This is a genomic window from Aquimarina sp. 2-A2, from assembly GCF_045505135.1.
Taxonomy (GTDB): Bacteria; Bacteroidota; Bacteroidia; order Flavobacteriales; family Flavobacteriaceae; genus Aquimarina; species Aquimarina intermedia.
The window spans coordinates 188,079-211,682 of record NZ_JBJKFI010000004.1 but is presented as its reverse complement, the minus strand read 5'-3'; the positions used below and the strand labels follow the sequence as shown (position 1 = coordinate 211,682).

Annotated in this window: 18 protein-coding genes and 1 pseudogene; 15 read left to right on the top strand and 4 right to left on the bottom strand. The window is 33.6% G+C overall.

Annotation, left to right across the window (positions count from 1 at the left end):
• From ACJRPK_RS11610 to ACJRPK_RS11575, 8 genes are all read left to right on the top strand, one after another.
• Positions 1–798, top strand: a complete 798-nt coding sequence (locus ACJRPK_RS11610) for an SDR family NAD(P)-dependent oxidoreductase (RefSeq protein ID WP_407140077.1) — start codon at positions 1–3, stop codon at positions 796–798.
• Positions 799–1,722, top strand: coding sequence for an LLM class oxidoreductase (locus ACJRPK_RS11605; protein WP_407140075.1), 924 nt, complete (start codon positions 799–801; stop codon positions 1,720–1,722).
• Positions 1,723–2,014: 292 nt separating this feature from the next.
• Entirely contained in the window at positions 2,015–2,539 is a 525-nt protein-coding gene (locus ACJRPK_RS11600) for a DUF421 domain-containing protein (RefSeq protein ID WP_407140074.1), read from the top strand.
• A 264-nt stretch (positions 2,540–2,803) separates the two neighbouring features.
• Positions 2,804–3,682, top strand: a complete 879-nt coding sequence (locus ACJRPK_RS11595; protein WP_407140072.1) for a bile acid:sodium symporter family protein — start codon at positions 2,804–2,806, stop codon at positions 3,680–3,682.
• Between the two features lie 353 nt (positions 3,683–4,035).
• Positions 4,036–4,182, top strand: coding sequence for a mechanosensitive ion channel domain-containing protein (locus ACJRPK_RS11590; protein WP_407140070.1), 147 nt, complete (start codon positions 4,036–4,038; stop codon positions 4,180–4,182).
• Positions 4,183–4,359: 177 nt separating this feature from the next.
• A complete protein-coding gene (locus ACJRPK_RS11585) occupies positions 4,360–5,808 on the top strand; it encodes an MBOAT family O-acyltransferase (protein WP_407140068.1) in 1,449 nt (482 codons plus the stop codon).
• A 2-nt stretch (positions 5,809–5,810) separates the two neighbouring features.
• The gene (locus ACJRPK_RS11580) at positions 5,811–6,686 is read left to right on the top strand and encodes a hypothetical protein (protein WP_407140067.1); all 876 of its coding nucleotides are present in this window, start codon (positions 5,811–5,813) and stop codon (positions 6,684–6,686) included.
• Between the two features lie 962 nt (positions 6,687–7,648).
• Positions 7,649–8,227 carry a mechanosensitive ion channel domain-containing protein gene (locus tag ACJRPK_RS11575; protein ID WP_407140065.1) on the top strand — a complete coding sequence of 193 codons (579 nt, stop codon included), beginning with the start codon at positions 7,649–7,651 and terminating at the stop codon, positions 8,225–8,227.
• A 19-nt stretch (positions 8,228–8,246) separates the two neighbouring features.
• Here ACJRPK_RS11575 and ACJRPK_RS11570 read toward each other — a convergent pair whose 3' ends face one another.
• Both ACJRPK_RS11570 and ACJRPK_RS11565 read right to left on the bottom strand, forming a co-directional pair.
• The gene (locus ACJRPK_RS11570) at positions 8,247–9,215 is read right to left on the bottom strand and encodes a mechanosensitive ion channel family protein (RefSeq protein WP_407140063.1); all 969 of its coding nucleotides are present in this window, start codon (positions 9,213–9,215) and stop codon (positions 8,247–8,249) included.
• Between the two features lie 5 nt (positions 9,216–9,220).
• On the bottom strand, positions 9,221–12,220 hold the full coding sequence (locus ACJRPK_RS11565) for an AAA family ATPase (protein ID WP_407140061.1): 3,000 nt from the start codon (positions 12,218–12,220) through the stop codon (positions 9,221–9,223).
• 424 nt (positions 12,221–12,644) lie between these two features.
• On the opposite strand from ACJRPK_RS11565, the gene ACJRPK_RS11560 reads away from it, so the two are divergent.
• The 4 genes from ACJRPK_RS11560 to ACJRPK_RS11545 all read left to right on the top strand — a co-directional run bounded on the left by ACJRPK_RS11560 (position 12,645) and on the right by ACJRPK_RS11545 (position 18,218).
• On the top strand, positions 12,645–13,040 hold the full coding sequence (locus ACJRPK_RS11560) for an HYC_CC_PP family protein (protein ID WP_407140059.1): 396 nt from the start codon (positions 12,645–12,647) through the stop codon (positions 13,038–13,040).
• Between the two features lie 113 nt (positions 13,041–13,153).
• Complete coding sequence (locus tag ACJRPK_RS11555) at positions 13,154–16,918, top strand: efflux RND transporter permease subunit (protein WP_407140057.1); 3,765 nt, start codon at positions 13,154–13,156, stop codon at positions 16,916–16,918.
• A 70-nt stretch (positions 16,919–16,988) separates the two neighbouring features.
• Positions 16,989–17,477, top strand: a complete 489-nt coding sequence (locus ACJRPK_RS11550) for a DUF305 domain-containing protein (protein WP_407140055.1) — start codon at positions 16,989–16,991, stop codon at positions 17,475–17,477.
• A 111-nt stretch (positions 17,478–17,588) separates the two neighbouring features.
• The gene (locus ACJRPK_RS11545) at positions 17,589–18,218 is read left to right on the top strand and encodes a DUF1295 domain-containing protein (protein ID WP_407140053.1); all 630 of its coding nucleotides are present in this window, start codon (positions 17,589–17,591) and stop codon (positions 18,216–18,218) included.
• Between the two features lies 1 nt (position 18,219).
• Here the strand turns inward: ACJRPK_RS11545 and ACJRPK_RS11540 are convergent, their stop codons facing one another.
• A complete protein-coding gene (locus tag ACJRPK_RS11540; protein ID WP_407140052.1) occupies positions 18,220–19,149 on the bottom strand; it encodes a helix-turn-helix domain-containing protein in 930 nt (309 codons plus the stop codon).
• A 185-nt stretch (positions 19,150–19,334) separates the two neighbouring features.
• Here ACJRPK_RS11540 and ACJRPK_RS11535 point away from each other — a divergent pair, with 185 nt between their 5' ends.
• Complete coding sequence (locus tag ACJRPK_RS11535) at positions 19,335–20,450, top strand: hypothetical protein (protein WP_407140051.1); 1,116 nt, start codon at positions 19,335–19,337, stop codon at positions 20,448–20,450.
• Positions 20,451–20,856: 406 nt separating this feature from the next.
• Here ACJRPK_RS11535 and ACJRPK_RS11530 read toward each other — a convergent pair whose 3' ends face one another.
• A complete protein-coding gene (locus tag ACJRPK_RS11530; protein WP_407140050.1) occupies positions 20,857–21,411 on the bottom strand; it encodes a hypothetical protein in 555 nt (184 codons plus the stop codon).
• Positions 21,412–21,509: 98 nt separating this feature from the next.
• On the opposite strand from ACJRPK_RS11530, the pseudogene ACJRPK_RS11525 reads away from it, so the two are divergent.
• Positions 21,510–21,707, top strand: a pseudogene (locus ACJRPK_RS11525) (DUF305 domain-containing protein); the annotation flags it as partial.
• Positions 21,708–21,995: 288 nt separating this feature from the next.
• Complete coding sequence (locus ACJRPK_RS11520) at positions 21,996–23,576, top strand: solute:sodium symporter family transporter (RefSeq protein ID WP_407140049.1); 1,581 nt, start codon at positions 21,996–21,998, stop codon at positions 23,574–23,576.
• Positions 23,577–23,604 lie beyond the last annotated feature (28 nt).

Genomic DNA, 23,604 nt, shown 5'->3' with positions numbered 1-23,604 from the left:
ATGAAAACAATATTAATTACCGGGAGTACAGACGGAGTTGGTAAACTTAGTGCTCTAAAACTTGCTAATGATGGTCATCAAATTATTGTGCATGGAAGAAATTCCGAGAAATTAGAAAATACAATTTCAGAAATCAAAGCACAAGCATCCAATGATAAGGTTAGCGGTTTTGTCTCGGATTTATCAGACTTTGATAGTATCAAAAAAATGATTGCCGAACTATCAAATGAACTTGCTTCAATTGATGTTTTGATTAATAATGCAGGAGTTTTTAAGAGTTCTATCAAGCAAAATCAGGATACTTTAGATATGCGATTTGCAGTAAATTATTTTGCACCGTACCTGCTTACAAACGGTTTATTGTCCGTTCTTAAAAATAGTGCTTCGCCAAGAATCATCAATTTAAGTTCTGCAGCTCAATCATCAGTTTCTATGGAAGCGTTAAGAGGTAATGAGACTATTTCTAGTCAAGAGGCCTATGCTCAAAGTAAGTTAGCCTTGACTATGTGGAGTTTCTATTTCGCGAAAGCATTTCCAGAAATAACGACGATTGCGGTAAATCCAGGTTCACTATTGAACACTAAAATGGTTCAGGAAGCCTATGGCAAGTTTTGGTCATCAGCAGATAAAGGAGCGGATATTGTATGTGAACTAGCTGTTTCAGAAAAGCACATAGAAAATAGTGGAAAATATTTTGATAATGATAAAGGAATTTTTTCTAATGCTCATAATGATGCTTACAACCAGGAAAAAATTAATCAATTACTTCTTGAAACGAACAAAATTTTAAACTTTTAGATGCGTGTCTTTGATAAAATAGCATCCAAAGGAAAAGTAACCTTAGGGTTGGTATTTCCATTAGAAACATATAGTGGTGCTGTTGCAAAAATGGAAAATCAAGAACAACTCGCTAAACGAGCTGAAGAATTGGGGTTTAAAGCACTTTGGTTTCGGGATGTTCCATTTAATGATCCATTTTTTGGTGATGCAGGACAACTTTATGATCCTTGGGTTTATATGACTCACATAATGAATCACACAAAGGATATTGCTTTAGCTACAGGAAGTATAATTTTACCGTTACGTCATCCTGTTCATACGGCAAAATCAATAAATAGTCTTCAAATACTTTCAAATGAAAGATTAATTTTGGGTGTTGCATCAGGAGACAGACCCATTGAATATCCTGCATTTAATCAGCAGTTAGAAAATAAATCAGACTTATTTAGAGATAGCTTTCATTACATTAAAGCATTGCAAGGAGATTTTCCGAAGTATTCTTCAAAATTTTATGGTAACACAAATGGAGGGATTGATTTGCTGCCAAAGTATTATAAAAAAACGCCTATGCTTGTAACTGGATATTCCGAACAATCATTAGACTGGATTGCAGAACATTCAGATGGTTGGCTATATTACCCACGAGATTTCAGAACATTGCAATTGGTAATGCAACAATGGAGAGATTCACTTTCTAAAACACAAACAGACTGGAAACCTTTTATGCAATCCTTGTATGTAGACATAACTACAGATTCAAAAAGCAAGCCGACACCCATCCATCTTGGATTCAAATCGGGAACTGAATATTTAAATGCTCATTTGAAATCATTAGAATCGGAAGGTGTCAATCACGTGATACTTAATTTAAAGTATGGTTCCAGACCGGCACATGAATTGATTGAAATAATAGGAGAAAAAATTGTCCCGAATTTTTCTTGACACAAAAAAGATGGGCCTCCACATGTAGCTTTCTTATTTTTATCGATGAGGTAAAACCAGAGTTTAATAATTATACTATTCTTTGCTTAGAAGAAAAACAAATCAATTTTGTTAACCATATAGTAAAATTATCTGATATGAAAATAAAATAGGTATATTCACAGCAATCCTTTTATTAGGTGATGGTATAATTAGAATTGGTGTTGTTTTGATTTATTTACGACCATCAAGATCCTCGTATGCTTTAGAAGAAACAAATTAAATATAAATAACAAAATTCAAATTATTTTCAATGGAATGGATTTATAATTTTAAGGACCCACTTTGGGAAACATTTGTAGGAAGTATATTAATTTTTGTCGCTGTCGTTACTTTAACACGGATTATTGGGCTGAGATCTTTTGCAAAATTCACAGCATATGATTTTGCATTCACAGTTGCGATTGGTAGTATTATATCCTCAACGCTAACTTCGAGCACGACTATTCTTCACGGTGCGACGGCAATTGCCAGTTTACTCATTCTAACATACACATTTTCATACCTGCAAAGAAAATTCTCTAAGTTGAGTGCTGTGATTTCTAATAAACCATTATTACTTATGAACGGGGATGAAATCCTGTATGACAACCTAAAGTACGCTCGGATCGAAAAAACGCAGCTAATTGCTAAACTAAGAGAGGCTAATGTATTAGATTTTGATCAAGTTGAAGCTGTTGTTTTAGAATCTACAGGTGATATATCTGTCCTACACAAATCAAGTTCGGAAATGAAATTGAATTCGGATATATTAGAAGGTGTTAGAAAAAAACCTTAATCTAAGTATACTAGTAAGTCATCCTAGCGCACAGTTTGCTTTCATAACGGCTTTAATTATATGTCATAGTAAATACTTACATTTAATCAGTAGAGAAGAGTTTTTCTTTTAACAATTAACGACGTTTTTGAAAATAGTTATTAATTGCTGATGATGTTTGATTATGGTAGAATAATACTGAAGGAAAGAACATTTAGGTAATAATGATCAACTCCATTGTTTGTTCATACAAATAAGGAATAAATATTAATAATTTATTAGCCTATGACAGCAGCTGAACTTATAGGGAAAGTGTTCCTGCCACTATCCCTAGCAATAATTATGTTAGGAATGGGAATGACACTAGTTCCTGCCGATTTCACGAGAATTGTTAAATTTCCGAAAGCTTTTTTGATCGGTCTTACCAATCAACTTATTTTCTTACCTATTATTGGCTTTCTTTTAGCTATTGCTTTTGATCTGAGTCCGGTCATGGCAGTAGGAGTCATGATTTTGGCAACTTGCCCTGGTGGTGCTACCAGTAATTTGATAACGCAGGTGTGTAAGGGAAATATCGCGCTATCCGTAACCTTGACTGCTTTTGCTAGTGTTGTAAGTATATTTACCATACCCTTTATCCTATCGTATGCATTGGCCTATTTTGATAGTGCTACAGATGTTGCAATACAATTACCTGTACTAGATACCATCGTACAGATAATGGGAATAACGGTTATACCTATTTCCATAGGAATGCTCATTCGAAAATATAAAACCAATTTTGCAAAACGAATGGAAAAACCAATGCGTACGGCTTCTACAATAATTTTTATATTAGTATTTATAGCAGTATTGGGAGCCAATGCAGCTATTTTAGTGGATGGAATGAAAGCTGCCGGACTCGTTACACTAGTATTAAATCTTGTGACTATGGGTGTAGGCTATTTGACAGCTAAATTATTTAAGCTGAAATTAGAAAGCGTTATTTCAATTACTATAGAGAGTGGTATTCAAAACGGTACATTGGCATTTGTGATTGCAACTTCAATATTGAACAATATAGAAATGGGAATTCCAATCGGCGCTTATTCTATATGGATGTTTATAACCGGGGGAATTCTAATGTGGCAATTTGGAAGAAGAACTGTGACTGCTTCGCTTTAAGAAAAACAGATCTAAATATTTTAATATTATAAAGGAACTGAGTCACTTTTTGTAATTAAATAAAATTTACTTTCACCTTAAAAAAATCGCATATGAATCTGATGATTTACGTAGAGGAATTGGTGTATACTTTAGCATTTATATGATTGTCAATAGCAATCAAGAAAATCACCTTTGTGCGGGCCATCGAGGTAAATCGAAGAAAAGTAATCTTTAATCCGACATATTTATTAGCGTATTTGATTACCGGTAAGATTTTAGCAATTATATGGAACGTGTATATTATACAATTTTCGGTTTTTAGCTCTTAAATTCTGGCTGTACTTGATATTGGTTTCTTTGCGCAGTGGTCCATGCTTTTCAATCTTACATCAAGTGTTATTTTGTTCTTTAATCATACTGTTAAAATAGGGGATAGGGTCAGAATATTAGATAAAGATTTTGATTGGACGGGTATAGTACAGGACAAAACAGATTTGATCATTCTACTTTTACATTGAGAGTGCAAGCTTGTAATGACAGTAACTTAGTTAGGAATTTTAGCCACATTTATTATCTTTGGGGCAAATAAACCTGTGCTTAGCGAGTTTTTCTATTGTGAAATTATTTATAAACATGGTGTTCATCGTACGAAATCTAAAGAATAAATATAAACTTTAAAGAATATACACTACTGAATGCTTTTTAACTCAATTGACTTTGCAATTTTCCTTCCTATAGTTTTTATTCTTTACTGGTTTGTGACAAACAAAAACTTGACTCTTCAAAACTTCTTAATAGTCGCAGCAAGTTATTGTTTTTATGGATGGTGGGACTGGAGGTTTCTTTCATTGATACTGTTTAGTACTTTAGTAGACTATTTTGTTGGTCGAAAGCTTAGATTAGAAGAGAGTCAAACTAAGCGGAAAGTTTTACTTTGGATAAGTATTTTGGTTAATCTTGGATTTCTAGGTTTTTTCAAGTACTATAATTTCTTTCTTGACAATTTTATAACGGCATTTTCATTTTTTGGATCAGAGATAAAAGCTAACTCATTGAATATTATTTTACCAGTTGGAATTAGTTTCTATACTTTCCAAACTTTGAGTTATACGATTGATGTTTACAAAAGAAAACTAGAACCAACAAAAGATTTTATAGCATTTTCGGCCTTTGTAAGTTTTTTCCCCCAATTAGTTGCTGGTCCTATTGAACGAGCAACTCATTTACTTCCACAGTTTTATAAAAAGCGGAATTTTGATTATGTAAAAGCAGTGGACGGAATGAGACAAATCCTGTGGGGTTTGTTTAAAAAAATAGTGATTGCAGATAATTGTGCTGAATACGCCAATTTAATTTTCAATAATTCAGCGGACTATTCGGGAAGTACATTAGTTTTGGGTGCTTTATTTTTTACATTTCAGATTTATGGAGACTTTTCGGGGTATTCTGACATTGCAATCGGAACATCACGCCTATTTGGATTTGATTTAATGAGAAACTTTAATTTCCCTTACTTTTCAAGAGATATAGCAGAATTTTGGAGACGTTGGCATATTTCACTTTCAACGTGGTTTAGGGACTATCTTTATATTCCATTAGGTGGTAGTAAAGGTGGTACTTGGATGAAAGTACGGAATACATTTATAATTTTCATTGTAAGTGGATTTTGGCACGGTGCGAATTGGACTTTTATTGTATGGGGAGCATTAAATGCAATTTATTTCTTACCACTTTTGTTGACCAATAACAATCGAAATAACCTCGAAATAGTTGCTTATGGAAAATCTTTTCCTAGCTTTAAAGAACTCTTTTATATACTATTAACTTTTAGTATGACTGTTTTCTCTTGGATATTTTTTCGGGCGAATAGTATTAAACACGCAGTGAATTACATTTCGGAAATTTTATCATTGTCATTATTTACAATTCCAAAGTTTGATGGAGTAAGGGATGCTCTAATAACTATTTTGTTTGTTGTAATATTTGTCATAATTGAATGGAAAGGCAGGGAGGGACAATATGCAATTGCTCATTTAGGCACAAAGTGGAAACTGCCGATTAGGTATGCTTTTTATTACACACTTATTATCGCTATACTATGGTTTGGTGGTAGAGAACAACAATTTATCTATTTTCAATTTTAATAATGAAAAAATTTATATTTAAAACGACTTTATTCTTTATAACACCTATCGTTGCTTATGTTGCAATTTTTTATTTTCTAAAATTTAGCTTCAAAAATGATATCGCAAGATACCCTGTAATTGTATTAGGAGATAGTCAAACGGAGTTTATTCGTAATGAAAATATATATAATTTATCAATCCATGGAAGTCCTTTTTTTGTTCTTTTTAAGTTTTCTGAACAATTTATTGACCAGCTAAAGGGCAAAAAAATTTATATAGCTAGTAATTATCACAGTTTGTCAAAACTTTACGAAAATAGATTAGCAAATGACTCGTTACTCCCTGGTTGGAGAGCATCTATGTTTGAACAGGTTAATACCTACAACATAGTAAATCACAAGTATTCTAAGATACGCCCAAGTGATTTGGATTATTCCTTTTTTGATATAAAAAAAATTCCCAAATTATTCCATAGAGTCTATTTAAATAATAAAAGTGAAAACTCAATGAATAATATTATAAAAGACACGTTATCAATATCCAATGCTATACATAGGCATTGGAATCACGAAAGTTATTTATTAAAAGATTCTATACAAAAGACATATCTAAAAAAACTAATAACATTTTTAAATGAAAATAACTGTGAGGTAATATTATTGAAAATGCCTTTAACTAGCTACTATACTGAAAACGTTCCTCTCGAAGTAAAAGATCAATTATCAGATTTATCGAATGATCATGATGTAAGAGTTTTGGATTTAAATAAAGAATTAGCCATTTCAAATAAATATAAGTATTTTAAGGATTACGGTCATCTCAATAAATCCGGTGATTCCTTAATTATAGATTATTTTATGAAAAATGAAATACATGGACTAAGCCAACAACAGTAACTTTACATAACTTCATATTCCGTTTTAAGCTTCTTATCAAAGTTTTTCATTATTTTACATGGATTATACTGAGGTCTAAAGCATCTTATTTTCAAGTTTGTGCACTGTAAGTAAGATTTAGAAAATTTTAGATTAAATTATTCTTTCTATTTCGTTATTCCTATTCACACAATTCAAATACCTATATGGATTACGAACAATAAATAGCAGATAGAATATTATCCCATTGGCATTTTGTGTCTCGAAATTTAGGACTGAAAATACTGTAAATAGTTATGTAACCATAACCTTCATAATGTAACCATAACCTTCATATAGCTTCTTTATCAATTAGTTTGATGATAAATCATTTATCTTTCTAGTGTTAAAGAGTGTCATTAAATTCTTTATAGATATTTTGATTGAAGGGATTATTTTATGGTGTCAGATATAATAATTTTTATGCTTTTTTAAATACTTAATTAAAATCATACATTATATTCCAGATTATATGAGTTAAGATTGGTAAAGATTTATTCTAGACCTATCAGGTGAAATGTTATAATTACATCTATTTAAGAGTTTTGATTAATAGCAAGAGAAATCTTGAAGATATTTAGAGAAATATCTTTTAGGTTTTTCTAACATAAAACATTTAAGAATTAGGAACAACAACAAGATTAAAAAGAGATGATATGGTGTAAGTTCTAATCTTTAATCTTTAATCTTTAATTTGCGCAAACTATAATCCTTAACCAACATAAAAAATTTGATAAAATATATGCAAATTTGCTCTGTGCTCTTATAGTAAACATGTATTCTTTGGCGTAATTAGGACCAGAAGAATTGGCTTCTCTTTTATAGAAAGGAAAGCTATCAACAATACTTTCGGCAGACAGGTGCCAAAAAACTTATAGCGGAATACTAACTTTGCTAGTTTTTGTAATTAAATAAAATTTATTTTTACATCAAAAAAATTGCACATGAATTTGATGATTTACAAAGAGGAATTGGTGTATACGTTAGCACTTATATGCTTGTCGATAGCTATTATCTTAATTACTAAAAGAGCGATCAAAAAATTCACCTTTGTGCGGGCCATCGAGGTAAATCGAAGAAAAGTAATCTTTAATCTGGCATATTTATTAACATACCTGATTACCGGAACCATTTTAGCAATTATTTGGGGCGTGGATATTAAACAATTTTCTGTTTTTATTTCTTCAATTCTGGCAGTACTTGGCGTTGGTTTCTTTGCACAGTGGTCCATACTTTCCAATCTAACCTCAAGTGTAATTTTGTTTTTTAATCATCCTGTCAGAATAGGGGACAGGGTTAGAATATTAGATAAAGATTTTGACTGGACGGGAATTGTTCAAGACATTACCGGGTTTTACTTTTTTATGCAAACAGACAAGGGTGAGAATATATCGTTACCCAATTCGTTGGTTATGCAAAAAGGTATACAAATATTAGATAAAGAAGAAATGTTGGCTGATGAACTATATGCTAAAGATTCTGCATCTCCAATAGTCAAAACGAATGAAGATTTTACCGACTAGCTGGCGATATAAGAAACATTTAATTTAAATCTTCGGGATCCATTAATTTTTCTTCTAACAACTGCTTCATCACAATCTCTGTCATGTCACTTTTGAAAGCAAACTCATAACGAATATCGATAACATAAGCTTTTAACCTCATTTTTAAATAGGATCGTTTCTCCTTTACTTCGTTAAAGAATAATACAGCAATAGGTTTATTCAGATAAATATATTTTGATACTTGGGCTGATTCTATAGCGACTTGTCGAACGCGGTTTGTATTAACTGTAATCGGAAGATAAATTTCTGCTACCACCTGGCAATTAGCTTCTCCATTATTAGCGTTTGAGACAGATTTGTTCATCAACTCGCCATTAGGAATACTTACCAGTGAATCATCAGGTGTTATAATGCGAATCGATCTCAATCCTATTTCGATTACCTCTCCATAAAAACTACCAACCTCAATTTTATCACCCACTTTGAAAGGGCGATCTAACAAAATCATCACTCCGCCAAAAACATTTTTAAGAATATCCTGCGCAGCAAATCCGATAGCAATCCCAAGGGAAGCCATGACAGCGATCACGGTAGCAGCAGGGGGTTGAAAAATACCAATAACAATAAGTATCATGATAAAAATCCATCCAAAGATTTTTACGATAGGAATCAAGCCTTTGATAGTAATACGTTGCGTAGTAAATTTTTCAGCAAAACGTTCGAGAACTGTGACAATAAATCGGATCAGGAGGTATCCAACAAGAACCAACAATAACGACCAAAATATTTTACTGAAAGAAAAGAATTCCCAAATTGGAGGGGGAGTAAGATCTTCAATAAGTTCATTTTCTACTTTTTCTGCAATTTCTTGTGTAGTCCCTTCTACCTCAATAACTTTTAGGGTGTCTACACGTACCGTGCTATCCTTTTGTATAGGTGCTATTTGTTGCGCGCTAGCAAACAGGCTCACCAATACTAACAGTAGGATCCAAAAATTTTTGATCATGGTTTTTAATATATAAAGTTTTTACTCCTTAAGAGTGTTGTTATTTGTCGGTATAACAAGATGTTGATGTTATAATAACCCTCCCCATCTAGTGTCAATAAGCCATTTTCATATAAAGAATTGATAATGCGAGATACTTTTTGCTTATCAAATCCTGATAAACTAACAATTTCCTCAGCTTTTAATTTTTCTTGTAAAACTATAGCATGTAATACAAAAAGTTTATTAGAGGCTAATTTTTCAAGAAAACTAACATCAATACGTTTTAGCGAGCGCAACGTAATCACGTTGTCTGATACGGTTGTAGTAGAGCGTAACCAATAGGTGAATGCTATCTTAAAATTACTTCTTGCAATTTTATTTAAATCCTTAAAGAAATCTTCCCTTAACATTCGCTGTTTATCTTTATCATTAGATTTCAATAATTTTTTAGTCATGTATTCTTTAGGAGGTTCTTCAAATAACAGATCGTAGCCACTTTTTTTATGCCGCTGTAACAAAGCATGGGTCATGGTATCATTATCTATGTCATCAATATCTATTCGATAGGGAAAATGCTCCGAAATTTGTAAAGATTTATCGAGGTATTGATAGGAATATTTTGAACAAGTAAGTATCCACAATACTGAAGCATGCGTAGCGTAAAGAAGTTCAGAAATTTGGTGTAGCACTGCAAAGCCATTGACTTTTCTGACAAATAAAAATTGAATATTCTCTAAAACTACAACTTTCTTACTACCCGAATTGAAATATGTAACCCACTCCTCAAAAGTGTGATATTGTTGTCCAAAAGATTGATTTAAAAAGGCAAAAAACTCTTGCGTTGTATATAAGGTGTCTTTTGGCGCTAATAAATAGGTTTTAGTCGCTTTAGGAATTGTATTGATGAATGAATGTAGCAACGAAGTCTTACCCGATCCTCGTTCTCCGGAAATAATAACCGTTGCGTAACGATTACGCTGCCAGGATTCAAGCGCTGTGTTAAGTGTAGCCAAATCTTGTGTTCTACCCACAAAAAGATCCTCGTTTGTAAAAGTTTCAGAATGAAATAAGCGTTTATAGACAAAAGGTAACTGCTCCAGAGCTTCTTTTTCTTCTTTCAAAAAATCAGAAAGATCCTTTGATATGGACGTTGCAGGCTTATAAATCCCGGTCCGCAATAAAAAACCTTGTATAGTATCTTTGGACTTGACCCACGTTGATCGTAGCGTAGCGAGTGCAATGGGTATAAAGTTTTTGATGGTTGTTACAACCTTTTGTTTGAGCGCTTTACTTTTTTCAACAGATTTAGCCTTGGCAATAGTAAGTCGTATATTATAAATATTCTCTGTCTCGGTAAGCGCTATACTGTTTTTAATAAAATCATCTATTCCAGGATATAGTATTTGATGGTTAGTAGTTTCCCATTCGAGTACTGATTGTTTTAAAGTTGTTATTTTATCAAGACTTCGTTGTATTCCGTCAACTGCTACTGTCTTAGGATCATCTCCAATAGATTTTTCATCAAACAATGATAAAGCTGATTCCAGATTAAATTCAATAATCTGACCAAAAGCTTCAATGGTTTCTACCACCTCATTAATACGAACTGACATATCAATCTTTGCGGTATTTATTTTTTTAGAAAATAACGGCCAACTTTCATAATTAATTAGTTCAGAAGGCGAAGTGTAGTTTATATCTGATGCTTTGGTAGGTGTCAAGTAATCACTATCCGTACTGATCGCTCGCTTTTGCGAAATGTTTTTAAGCTGCTCCTGTATTGCCGACTCAAAATTTGTTAGCACTACTGGGAGATCTTGTGATGAAATGAAAGTAGTAGAATCAACTATAATTTTCGGAATGAATTCTTTGCGTATCGTCTCAATTTCGTCCTTGATCATGGCTTTGAGCTCCGAACCTTTGTCAGTTTCTAAAATTCTGCTTTTAATTACGTTCAAATATGCAGCTATAGTTTCTAAATGTGTAGTGATTGAAACCGCACGATCCGCAATATGTTTTTTGGCGATATAATAATCAGACAATAGGGTGAAAACCATACTGTAGATTTCATTATCCAGTCCCCAATCATCTTTTAGCACTTCATAGGTGCTGTCCCAGCCCTGTTCATTTTTGAGCAATAACAGTTCTGTTTGCTTTTGTCTTTCGCTTAACTTTTGAGGGCTAAATTCGTTTTTGGACAACTCAACTGTATCAGTTTTAAAGATAGCCTCCTTGTATAAAGAAAAAACTTCATTAAAAATAGCATCGACCTTTTTACTCAGCGCTTCAATTTTGTCAGTAGTCTGTCTCTTTAATTCTAAGGACGCAATAGAGAGTGAGGATACATCAAAACTCTCATTTCCTTCTAGAAAGGAATTGATTTTTTTATCAAGCTCGTAATCTATAGACCAATACATGTTTGTTACCTCAGTAATTTCTTTATAAACTTCATTCACAAGCGGCAGGAGTCTGCGTGTAAACTCAGATTTAAAATAAAATTGAGTAAGGTTTTTTAAAGGAATTGTTTGCCTCCAATAATGAATTGGTTTTTCAGTTTTTTTGAATAATCGTCTAAAAATGTTGATAAAGCGAACAGGAAGTTTACTTAACTTAAAGGCTGTTCGCTTACCGTATTTTTTGAATTTTATAGTTCTTGTATCTGTGGTATCTGGATAAAAGCGCGCGCTATCCTGAACTCTGGTAACCGTTTCTTCCAAAGTTTCAAGATATTGATCGAGAACTGCATGATATTCTTGAAATGGGTGATTGGAGATCGTATACTTATGAGGGATGAAATAGTTCTCTATGTATTTATTTAGATCTTTCTTATAAGCGATGAAACTTTTGAGCGCATCTTTCTTCTCAGAAGCTGTAAAACTCTTGGATTGCAGCACTTTTTGAACCTCCTTAATGCTCAATATAATATTATGATGGATCTCTAGCCGCTGGTTAAAAACCGGTAGAAGTTTTTCTCGATAAATGTTTTCTAGTGATTCCCTAGACTTTAGTATACTTTCTTCCATAGAGAAGATTCGTTACGAATTAGGTTTTTAATGTATAGTTACTGTTCTATTAGAGAGGCGAAATATAACTAAAAGATTTAGTATTGGATGATAAAAATAGTATACTTGAAAATTATGGTAACCGGTAGCATTTTTCACACTTCATAGTTACAATTTCAAAGTACATGCATGATAATGTCTTTAAGTATTAGGAACAATTGAGTATTCTAAACGGTCTTATGATACTATGATTTTCAAATATATAGTATTAATTAGTGGTAGAGGTTAAAGAATTAGAAAGAAGTAAACCAATACAAAATTACATACTTTATAAAAGATTTAACACGATTAACGCTATCCATGAGAAATTTGGGGGTTTAATTATGCATTGATTTCACAATATTATGTAGTTTTGTAGGTAATGAGAAGTCTATTCAACAAATTTATGGCAGCTTTCATGGCGTGTATAGTGCTAGTGACTACTATGTCCTTCACTGTTGATATGCACTTTTGTGGGGATACCATGGTAGATTTTTCATTTGTACAGAAAGCCAAATCTTGTGGGATGGATATGATTCAAGGATCTTTGGATTGCGAATCTCCTTTAATCTCGCAAAATACGTGTTGTTCTGATTCCCAACTTCTGGTAGAGGGACAAGATGAATTGAACACCTCTTTTGATTCATTAGCTTTTGAACAACAAACTTTTGTTGCAGCATTTTTTTATTCCTATTCACTTCTTTTTGATGCGGTTGATAGCCATACTTTGACAAAACCTGATTACAGGCGGGCATGGGGAACACAAGATCTGCATATACTTCATCAGATCTTTCTTATTTGATTTTTAAATAGTTATCCAGTAGGTTCAAAAACATAAATTCTTTTGGATCCATGCGGGTGCAGTTTTTATTTCTTAAACTGTACTATGTTTATAACATTTAACTATCTAATGCTATGCTTAATAAAGCTATTAAATTTTTAATCGAAAACAAGCTTGTTGCGTTTCTTACACTGATCTTATTTATTGGTTGGGGACTTGTACATGCTCCGTTTGGTTGGAATACCGGCTTTTTACCATCAAATCCCGTCGCTGTAGACGCTATTCCGGATATTGGTGAAAATCAACAAATTGTATTTACAAAATGGGAAGGTCAATCTCCGCAGGATATAGAAAATCAAATCACGTATCCCTTGACCACCTCATTGCTGGGAATTCCCGGAGTAAAAACGATTCGAAGTTCTTCTATGTTCGGTTTTTCCAGTATTTATATCATTTTTGAGGAGGATATAGAATTTTACTGGTCCCGTAGCCGTATTCTTGAAAAGTTGAATTCATTACCTTCTAATCTACTGCCACAAGGAGTGAATCCATCTCTTGGTCCCGATGCTACTGGTTTAGGGCAGATCTATTGGTATACCTTAGAAGGTCGAGATGCAGAGGGAAATGTAACCGGAGGATGGGACTTACACGAATTACGTAGCATTCAGGATTACTATGTGAAGTATGCATTATCCGGTGCGAGTGGTGTATCAGAAGTGGCATCCATAGGGGGGTATGTACAAGAATATCAGGTGGATGTCAATCCTGAATTAATGCGCCAATACAATATTGGACTTACCGATATTGTTAAAGCAGTCAAACAAAGTAATCAGGATATTGGCGCGCAAACCTTAGAGATTAATCAAGCCGAGTATTTGGTGCGGGGTTTAGGGTATGTAAAGTCTATATCGGATATAGAGAACGCTGTAGTATCTTCAGAAAATTTTACCTCGCTTAGAATTAAAGATGTAGCTAATGTAGTGTTGGGACCTGCCACCCGACGTGGAATACTTGATAAAGAGGGTGCAGAAGTTGTAGGTGGTGTCGTGGTAGCTCGTTACGGAGCCAATCCAATGGAAGTAATTAATAACGTAAAGGAAAAAATCGATGAGTTAAAAGGAGGGTTACCTTCTAAAACTTTGTCTGACGGACGTACCTCACAACTTACCATTGTTCCATTTTATGACCGTACAGAACTTATAAACGAAACTTTAGGAACGCTTAGTGAAGCACTTACCTTGGAGATTCTGATTACTATTCTAGTGATTATCATCATGGTATTTAATATAAGAGCTTCTATTCTTATTTCGGGACTTTTACCGGTGGCTGTGTTGGTGGTTTTTATAACAATGAAGCTTTTTAATGTAGATGCTAACATCGTTGCCTTATCTGGAATTGCCATTGCTATTGGTACGATGGTAGATGTCGGTGTTATTCTGGCAGAAAACATGATACGACATCTGGAAGATCCTGATCGTAATCCTGATTTGTCAACCAATGAAATTGTGTACAATGCAACTGCCGAAGTTTCCGGAGCTATCTTAACAGCCGTATTAACAACTATCATCAGTTTTGTACCTGTATTTACCATGATAGGTGCTGAAGGAAAGTTATTCAGACCTTTAGCCTTTACTAAAACAATGGCGCTGTCGGCATCTCTGGTCATTGCCCTTTTTCTAATTCCGCCGATTGCAGCTTACTTATTTAAGAAGAGAAAGATCAAGACTTCCTTTCAATATATTGTGAACGGCGCATTGATTCTTGCAGGAGTTTTAAGTCTAATCTACGGCTACTGGCTAGGAGGTATCTTAATCGCGTTTGGAGTCACTGGTATCTTGAGTTCAAAAGGATCGCTTTCGCGAAAGCAAACTAATTTGATAAACATTGTTATTTCAGCTCTCACAATTGTATTGTTACTGGGAGTATACTGGCGACCTCTTGGTTTTGACCGCAGTATTCTGATAAATCTCATTTTTGTGGCAGTAATCTGTTTTGGGCTATTAGGAATTTTTTCGCTCTTAAGAATCTACTACGGCCGAATATTAAAGTGGGCTTTGCAACATAAATTCGTATTTCTAATCATACCGGCAACCATTCTGATATTGGGAGCAATCATCATGCAAAACACGGGAAAAGAATTTATGCCCTCACTCAACGAAGGCTCTTTTCTGTTGATGCCAACCTCACTTCCGCATGCCGGAGTTGAAGAAAATAAACGTGTATTACAACAACTGGATATGGCAGTTGCTACGATTCCGGAGATAGAAACGGTAGTCGGAAAGGCAGGTCGAACCGAATCAGCACTTGATCCTGCACCGCTTTCTATGTATGAAAATGTCATTCAATACAAGTCAGAATACATGCTGAATGCACAGGGTGAGGAGCAGCGATATAAGGTGAATGAAGATGGATGGTTTCTACTGAAAGATGGGAGGTATACGAATAATCCGAATGCTGAAACAGAAGAGAATGCCGGAGCGTATGATAACTCAAAAGTCGTAAGTCCTTTTACTATTCATAAAGAACAATTAATAGTAGATGATGAGGGTGAATTTTACCGAAACTGGCGACCGGAGATTAAAACTCCAAATGATATTTGGAATGAAATCGTAAAAGTCACAAAATTACCCGGTGTCACTTCTGCTCCCAAATTGCAACCCATCGAAACCAGATTGGTAATGTTACAAACCGGTATGAGAGCTCCGATGGGCATCAAGGTAAAAGGGCAGGATCTGGCCAAAATAGAAGCTTTTGGATTACAACTGGAAGAAATTCTGAAAAAAGTAGAAGGGGTAAAGGAACAAGCAGTCTTCGCAGACCGTATCGTAGGAAAACCCTATTTACTTATAGATATAAAACGTGATCAACTGGCACGCTATGGAGCATCAATTACCGATGTACAAGAAATTTTGCAAGTGGCCGTTGGTGGCATGAGCCTCACGCAAACTGTAGAGGGACGTGAACGCTACGGGGTACGTGTACGCTATCCAAGAGAACTTCGCAGTACCCCCGAAGATCTCAAAAATATTTATGTTCCGGTAGAAAATGGAAGTCCGATACCTTTGGGTGAGCTTGTCGAAATTCGTTATGAGCAAGGCCCACAAGTTATTAAGAGTGAAGATACTTTTTTGGTGGGTTATGTACTCTTTGATAAACTGGATGGTTTTGCAGAGGTGGATGTAGTTGAGAATTCCCAAGCTTTGATTCAGGATAAAATAAATTCTGGTGTACTCAAAATTCCCAAAGGAATTAGTTATCAGTTTACAGGTACCTATGAAAATCAACTACGTGCCGAAAAAACACTTTCGGTGGTGGTACCCTTAGCGTTGGCTATCATTTTCTTAATTCTTTATTTCCAATTTAAATCGGTATCAACCTCTCTCATGGTTTTTACCGGAATCACGGTGGCTTTTGCAGGTGGTTTTATTATGATCTGGCTCTATGGACAAGATTGGTTTTTCAATTTCAGTCTTTTCGGTGAAAATATGCGAGAACTCTTTAATATGAAAACTATTAATTTGAGCGTCGCTGTATGGGTTGGATTCATTGCACTGTTTGGTATTGCTACAGATGATGGGGTCGTGATGGCAACCTATCTTACACAAACATTTGACCGAAAGCAACCACGGGATGTAAAGCATATTAGACGTGCTGCACTAGAAGCTGCCGAAAAAAGAATACGTCCATGTCTTATGACTACAGTAACCACTACCTTGGCATTACTGCCCGTACTAACGTCTACCGGTAAAGGAAGTGATATTATGATCCCGATGGCCATTCCGATTTTTGGTGGGATGGTGATCGATATCACCTCCTATTTTATTGTCCCTGTACTGTATAGCTGGAAAAAAGAGTTTCAGCTAAAAAGAAGTAAAAAGATAGCGACTACGGCTACTTAGGCTTCTATATCCTTAATCGTAGCTCGCTTACAAAGGAAAATTTTGAATATAATTTTAAAACCGTAAAACAATGAATTCACACAAAGAAACAAACAGCAAGAACAAGAGTAACCCTTACACAAAATTTATATTGATGCTCGCCGCATCCTTTATCGCGATGTATATAACGATGTATCTAAACACCTATGCAATAGACCATGTCTATTTTAGCCTTACTAGATTTTATATGAGTTGTTTAGGTATTGCAGCTATGGCAATCATTATGTTTGTGGCGATGCGCAGTATGTATCAAAATAAGAAAAAAAACATGGCCATTATTGCAGGTAGTATCCTTCTCTTTGTAGGAGCTTTAGGATTAGTACGAGCACAGAAGCCTATCATCGGCGATATATTGTGGATGAGAGCGATGATACCGCATCACTCAATTGCTATTTTGACTAGTGAACGTGCCGATATTCAAGATCCGGAAGTTAAAAAATTAGCAGAGGATATCATCAAAGCTCAAAGAAAAGAAATTCAGGAGATGAAAGATATGATTAAACGTTTGGAGGATAGGTGATTTTTTGATGATGGGGCGTTTAACTTGTGTTATTAAATGAAATGTTAAACAAAACTTATTTTTTTCTATATTTTTATATTCTGGTTAAAAAAAATCGAATAATTAAGTAGGATGAAATTAATAAGCTCTATAGCACTGTATTTAAATTTGTATAAGGCATCAGTTGTACCTGTCATTTTATGCTTTATGTTTTATTATCAGAACTTTTCTGATGAAGCATTTGTTTATTTATCCCTTCATGGAACTTACTCTTTTATATGGTTTTTAAAATATCTATGGTTTCCAGATGTTGCTTTTAAAAGTAGAATTTCTTTTGCGAAGGGATTTTCTTTAATTTTTTTAACCTCGCTGGGATATTATATAGCGCCATTCCTATTAATTAGTAAAAACATCCATGTCACGGGTTATTACTTAGCAATAGTCTTATCAGTCTATAGTATTGGGATGTTTTTCTTATACGTTAGTGATATGCAAAAATTTTACACGCTAAAATATAAAAGCGGATTGATAACAGAAGGTCTGTTTAGCAGAACCCGAAACCCTAATTACTTTGGCGAAATTCTAGTTTATTTCTCCTTAGCTATGCTATCAACTCACTGGTTACCATTTGTTGTACTGACTATTTTTATATGTTTTATTTTTATGAAAAATATGAAACAAAAGGATATTCATTTGTCTGAATTATCTGGATTCAAGGAGTATAAAGAACAAACTTGGCTAGTATTCCCTAAGTTTTTTTGAACTATATTTCTCTAAAATCTTTAATATATTTAGAAGGAGGCACACCCTCTTTCAGTTTAAATAATTTGCTAAACGAAGGGAGATCAGGAAAGTGTAATATTTGAGCTATTTCAATTATGGATAAATTTGTAGTTTTCAAATAATTTTTAGCTCTTTCAATTCTAATGCTGTTGATGTATTGATGCGGAGTTGTTTTAAATATAGCTTTAAAAGAATCATATATGTGATATTCTGAAAGTCCTGATGCTAGGGAGAGATCAAGAATAGTTATTACCTCATTTTCAATACAATCATGGATATAATTTCTTGCTATCAGCACACGTTTGAATATTTCTTTTTGTGTTGATGATTTCTTACCCTTTATCTCTTTAATCTTTGTGAGATAATTGGTATGCTCATTGAATAAACAATTCAATAATTCAAAAGAAATTTCTTCTGGATCTATGTGTGCAAGAGAAGTTGTATTGCTGATTTTAAAAAAGTTTTGGAGAAATTTTCCAGTTTCATGGTAATTAGCGTTGTAAATATTCTCAATAAAATTTATAGAATTACATTCAATCGATTCGCTATTATCTAAATTTAAAAACGAATTCATATTACTAAATTTTTTCAAAAAGTCATGTGATAACATGAAACTTAAAATATCCACTCTCTTACTTTCATCCGAAATAAACTCCCAATCTGTCTCGGGACGTATAATAGCAAAATTATTGGTGTGCAGTTTTGTCGAATGTGAAGAACTATTTAGTAATAACGGGTTTTGACTATTAGAATATACAATAGTTAAAGCATTTTGGTTTTTTGAAAAAGAATAAGGAAGTTTAGTATTAAATCTCATCAAATAGTTCTTGCCAGTGGTCAAAGGCTTGATACCTGAACGTCTACTTTTGCTAAAATGGTTGTAATACTTATCAATATATGAAACAGTCATAGACTAGAATTATAGTATAAATACGATGCAATATAAGAAATGAAAAAAACATAAGTTTTTGACAACTTTATAAAAAGTAATACAAATATTTTTGATCAAGATTGATAACCTGATGGGCTACCAAATAATCACTGATAGTTTATTGATTCAAAAAAAAAAATTACTAATAGTAAAATTAAGTTAACATGAATAAACATTCAAAAACCTTTAATCCAACAACTTTTTTAATCTTATTTCTTTTGATTGGATTACAATGTAGTCAAGCACAATTTAGAGGTCTAGCTAAGAAAGCTAAGAGTAAAATAGAGAGCAAGACAAAAAGGCAAGAAGCTTCAGAATCTTCCTCTTCAGAATCAAATTCTAATTCTGGAGCTTCCATTAGTGCGGATAATACCTTAAAATTAGACTGGTCTCAGTTTTCCATGACACCTGCGGTCACAATGAGTAGTTTGTTAAACAATACTGAGGTTACCCCTGAAGGAGTGATCACAGTAGATTATTATGATGCAACTTTTATTCCTACTAAGAAGATAGATGGTACAGAACTGGACCCTTTCAACAAAGATTTTATAAACGTTTCGGTTTATAAAAACGATGATTTGATTCAAACATTTAAATATCCGGGTTCACAAAGAAAAGAACAAGATAAACAGCTTCGATATATGTCTCGTAATACAAATATTTTATATGCAAATGAATATGGAGAAGGCACATATCGTTTGGATTTTCACGCAGGGGAAAGTAATTTTTATAGCTTCGAATTTGAAATGAAGAAAAAAACAAATACGGACCCTTATAAGTCTGGGGATCTATGGTATGCTGAGGGGGTGTGGAGTGATTTAGCTTATCTGCATAATAGTAAACATGGAAAAGCAATTTTAGGAATCTATGCCAGACATTTGGAATTTACACCAGATGCTGAAAATCCAAAGAAAACAGATTTAAAAGTCAAATTAGACTATAAATTGTTTAAAAATGGAAAATTGTATGCACAAAATCGTGACGTAATTGATACATATGTAAAGAAAGGAACTTGGAGAAATATTGAGACAACGTTGGATCTTGTGAAGTTTAAAAATCAAAATTCTGATTACTATCTGAAACATCAAGATTGGGAAGATGGGTCATATACTTTGGAAGTATCATTGAACCATGAAAATTCACCTAGATCCTATTCGTTTGATGTGAAGGACAAAAAGATAGTTTTAGCTCCCGAACAGGATCGAACAAAAATTTCAGATCCATCAAGATTGATAGAAGGATGGAATAATTATTTCTGGATTAAAAAGAAAGCTGAATAAAGTTTAAAACGATAGTATTCATAAAACTTTTAAAGAAAATTAGGTGGGGTTTTAAAACCTAACCTAATTTTTTGTTTAACTTTATGAGAAACAGTATGATAAATAAACGTGATGCACTTACAACCTGAATTTAAATTCTCTTTCAATTCATTTCAAAATATTGCTGTGAAATAGCCACAATTGATATAATTATTAAGCATCTCAGAGCATACTTGCAATTTTAGAATTTTTAAACGAAGTTTTTCAAACTTTTATTCACCGCTACCGCTTTCATTTCATATTTTGATCAATGTGGTCTTTAAGAGGTTTTTATGAATGAAATGAAAAAACTAACTACTGGATCAGAATCTTATTGACTTTTAAATTAATACTAATCAGAACCAATATGTTACAGTGCAATTCATTCTTATTGTAAGAAAGTAAAATAATGTTCAGCTAATTGCTCTTTTTCCTTTTCTGAAATAGGCGGGGTTTGCCACCTTTGGGATTTTAATTGCAATGTTGTGTCAGATTGTTTTACAATAAGATATTTTGTTTTAACGCCCAAAATAGAGGTAAGTAATTCATTTTCATTCTGTCGAAATCTACCATTTAATTCCCGTTTTGGAATTTCAGCAGTAAGATAGGTTTTTTGTTTAACATTATCTTGCAGAGATGACATCTCTAATTGTCTTTGCTTTGAAGAAACAGTATATACTCCTTTCTCATTGAATATCCAGGATGTATTTGTAAAAGGAATCTGTGCTTCGCTCCTTATAGCGTGATCAATAAAAATAACAGAATCAAGTTGCCATTTCCCAATTAAAGAGGGCAGACTCTTATTATTTTGTTCCTGAGAAGAATTACTTTGAGCATATTCAATGGTAGTTTCAAAGTCCTTTGACTTTTTACAATTACTTAATGCTACTATTAGAAAGAATAAATAAACAGTATTTGGATGAAAGACTAAATTGTTCGTCATTTTTTTTATTACATAATTTTAAGTAGAAAAATATTCTGTATTACCACTCCAGACTTCTAATATAGGTCAAAATTTATCAACTACAAAAGTAACGATGCCAGGCACAAAAACCTATCATCGGCGATATATTGTGGATGAGAGCGATGATCCCGCATCACTCAATAGCTATTTTGACCAGTGAACGTGCCGATATTCAAGATCCGGAAGTTAAAAAATTAGCAGAGGATATCATCAAAGCACAGAAAAAAGAAATTCAAGAGATGAAAGATATGATTAAACCATTGGAGGAGCAATAACATTTGTCATAAACAAACTCTAGAAAAACCATAATGCTTATTATGGTTTTTTTTAGAAAATTCGAACTGTTCCTTTTTTAGTTGTCAATGCGTTTTACTTTTTAATAATTGTATATTAAAAGACTTATATAAGGAAGAACAATTATCAAGTTATAAATATCTTCTAAGCAGAAAATGCTATAAATACCTATACAAAAACTATACAACCGTAGTTTTTTAGTTTATTTTTAAGGGTTTAATACATAATAACAATAGTTTTAAGGATTATATAATTATTAAAATTTTAACATGGTTATTATTTCCTTCGTGGCATTTACTCTTTTGGTTGCTATTATCTCCTATGTTGCTACCTTAAAAACAGATGAAACTTCATCAGATGGTTTTTTTCTAGGAGGTCGTAGTTTGACGGCTGTAGTAATTGCAGGGTCTTTATTATTGACTAATTTATCAACAGAGCAAATAGTGGGTCTCAATGGCCAATCCTTTGCAGAAGGAATATTGGTGATGGCTTGGGAAACGTTGGCAGCGGTAGCTATGGTTATTACTGCAATTTTTTTATTACCAAGATACCTAAAGGGTGGTATTACTACAGTTCCTCAATTTCTGGAGAGAAGATATGATACTACAACAAAAGCGATCACATCAGGATTGTTTTTAACGGGATATGTTGTGGTGTTATTACCTATTGTGTTATACTCAGGATCCTTAGCGATTAGTACCATGTTTGATTTACCAGGCATGTTAGATATATCTAAAGAGGCTTCTATTTGGGTATGCGTTATAGGAATTGGGGTCATAGGATCTATATACGCCATATTCGGAGGTTTAAAAGCGGTCGCTGTTTCTGATACACTTAATGCCGTTGGGCTTCTAGTTGGAGGTATTATGATACCGGTGTTTGGCTTGTTAGAAATAGGAAACGGAGACATAACTGAAGGAGTTGAAATTATCATGAGTACCAACCCTGAAAAATTTAAAGTATTAGGCAGTGATAATTCTTCAGTTCCCTTTGCTACGATATTCACGGGAATGATGCTGGTTCAATTGTTTTACTGGGGCACTAATCAGGCTATTATACAAAGAGCTTTAGGTGCTAAAAATTTAAAAGAAGGACAGAAAGGGTTATTACTCGCTTCGTTTATAAAAATATTGGGACCTATTATCGTAGTATTACCGGGGATTATTGCTTTTCACATGTTTGGAGCAACCTTAACCAATGCTGATGAAGCATATCCTACCTTAGTGAGTAAAGTACTGCCGTTATCGTTAGTCGGCTTTTTTGCTGCCGTTTTATTCGGTGCTATTTTAAGTTCTTTTAACAGTGCATTAAACAGTTCTGTGACACTCTTTGGAGTAGATCTTTATAAACAGTACATAAATAAACAGGCTACAGAGAAGCAAACTGTCAAAGCAGGAAAATTATTCGGTGTTGGATTAGCTATTCTGGCAATCGGAATCGCTCCATTAATCGCAAATGCACCCGATGGATTATTTGGGTATTTACAGCAAGTTAACGGATGTTATAGCATACCAATTCTTACTATTATCATTGTGGGTTATTTGACGAAACGGGTTCCTGCAATTGCAGCCAAGATAGCCATCGTCCTAGGAGCAACTTTATATTTGGTATATGTCATTCTGGATGCTACTATTTTGAAAGGTGCATTTCCTCACTTTCTCCATGTAATGGCTATTCTTTTCGTTGTTAATATACTTATCATGTTAATAATTGGTAAATTGTATCCGAGAGAAGAAGCGTATGTACAACAGTATACCAAAGAAGTGGATATTACTCCTTGGAGGTATACCAAAACAGTAGGAGCTGTAATATGTGTCATTGTGATAGCTATCTACGTATATTTTAGATAATTGACTGTTCAAAAAAAAATAAATTTTT

Coding starts and splice junctions, on each gene's coding strand:
- ACJRPK_RS11610 (WP_407140077.1), top strand. CDS start 1: ATGAAAACAATATTAATTACCGGGAGTACAGACGGAGTTGGTAAACTT.
- ACJRPK_RS11605 (WP_407140075.1), top strand. CDS start 799: ATGCGTGTCTTTGATAAAATAGCATCCAAAGGAAAAGTAACCTTAGGG.
- ACJRPK_RS11600 (WP_407140074.1), top strand. CDS start 2,015: ATGGAATGGATTTATAATTTTAAGGACCCACTTTGGGAAACATTTGTA.
- ACJRPK_RS11595 (WP_407140072.1), top strand. CDS start 2,804: ATGACAGCAGCTGAACTTATAGGGAAAGTGTTCCTGCCACTATCCCTA.
- ACJRPK_RS11590 (WP_407140070.1), top strand. CDS start 4,036: ATGCTTTTCAATCTTACATCAAGTGTTATTTTGTTCTTTAATCATACT.
- ACJRPK_RS11585 (WP_407140068.1), top strand. CDS start 4,360: ATGCTTTTTAACTCAATTGACTTTGCAATTTTCCTTCCTATAGTTTTT.
- ACJRPK_RS11580 (WP_407140067.1), top strand. CDS start 5,811: ATGAAAAAATTTATATTTAAAACGACTTTATTCTTTATAACACCTATC.
- ACJRPK_RS11575 (WP_407140065.1), top strand. CDS start 7,649: ATGAATTTGATGATTTACAAAGAGGAATTGGTGTATACGTTAGCACTT.
- ACJRPK_RS11570 (WP_407140063.1), bottom strand. CDS start 9,215: ATGATCAAAAATTTTTGGATCCTACTGTTAGTATTGGTGAGCCTGTTT.
- ACJRPK_RS11565 (WP_407140061.1), bottom strand. CDS start 12,220: ATGGAAGAAAGTATACTAAAGTCTAGGGAATCACTAGAAAACATTTAT.
- ACJRPK_RS11560 (WP_407140059.1), top strand. CDS start 12,645: ATGGCAGCTTTCATGGCGTGTATAGTGCTAGTGACTACTATGTCCTTC.
- ACJRPK_RS11555 (WP_407140057.1), top strand. CDS start 13,154: ATGCTTAATAAAGCTATTAAATTTTTAATCGAAAACAAGCTTGTTGCG.
- ACJRPK_RS11550 (WP_407140055.1), top strand. CDS start 16,989: ATGAATTCACACAAAGAAACAAACAGCAAGAACAAGAGTAACCCTTAC.
- ACJRPK_RS11545 (WP_407140053.1), top strand. CDS start 17,589: ATGAAATTAATAAGCTCTATAGCACTGTATTTAAATTTGTATAAGGCA.
- ACJRPK_RS11540 (WP_407140052.1), bottom strand. CDS start 19,149: ATGACTGTTTCATATATTGATAAGTATTACAACCATTTTAGCAAAAGT.
- ACJRPK_RS11535 (WP_407140051.1), top strand. CDS start 19,335: ATGAATAAACATTCAAAAACCTTTAATCCAACAACTTTTTTAATCTTA.
- ACJRPK_RS11530 (WP_407140050.1), bottom strand. CDS start 21,411: ATGACGAACAATTTAGTCTTTCATCCAAATACTGTTTATTTATTCTTT.
- ACJRPK_RS11520 (WP_407140049.1), top strand. CDS start 21,996: ATGGTTATTATTTCCTTCGTGGCATTTACTCTTTTGGTTGCTATTATC.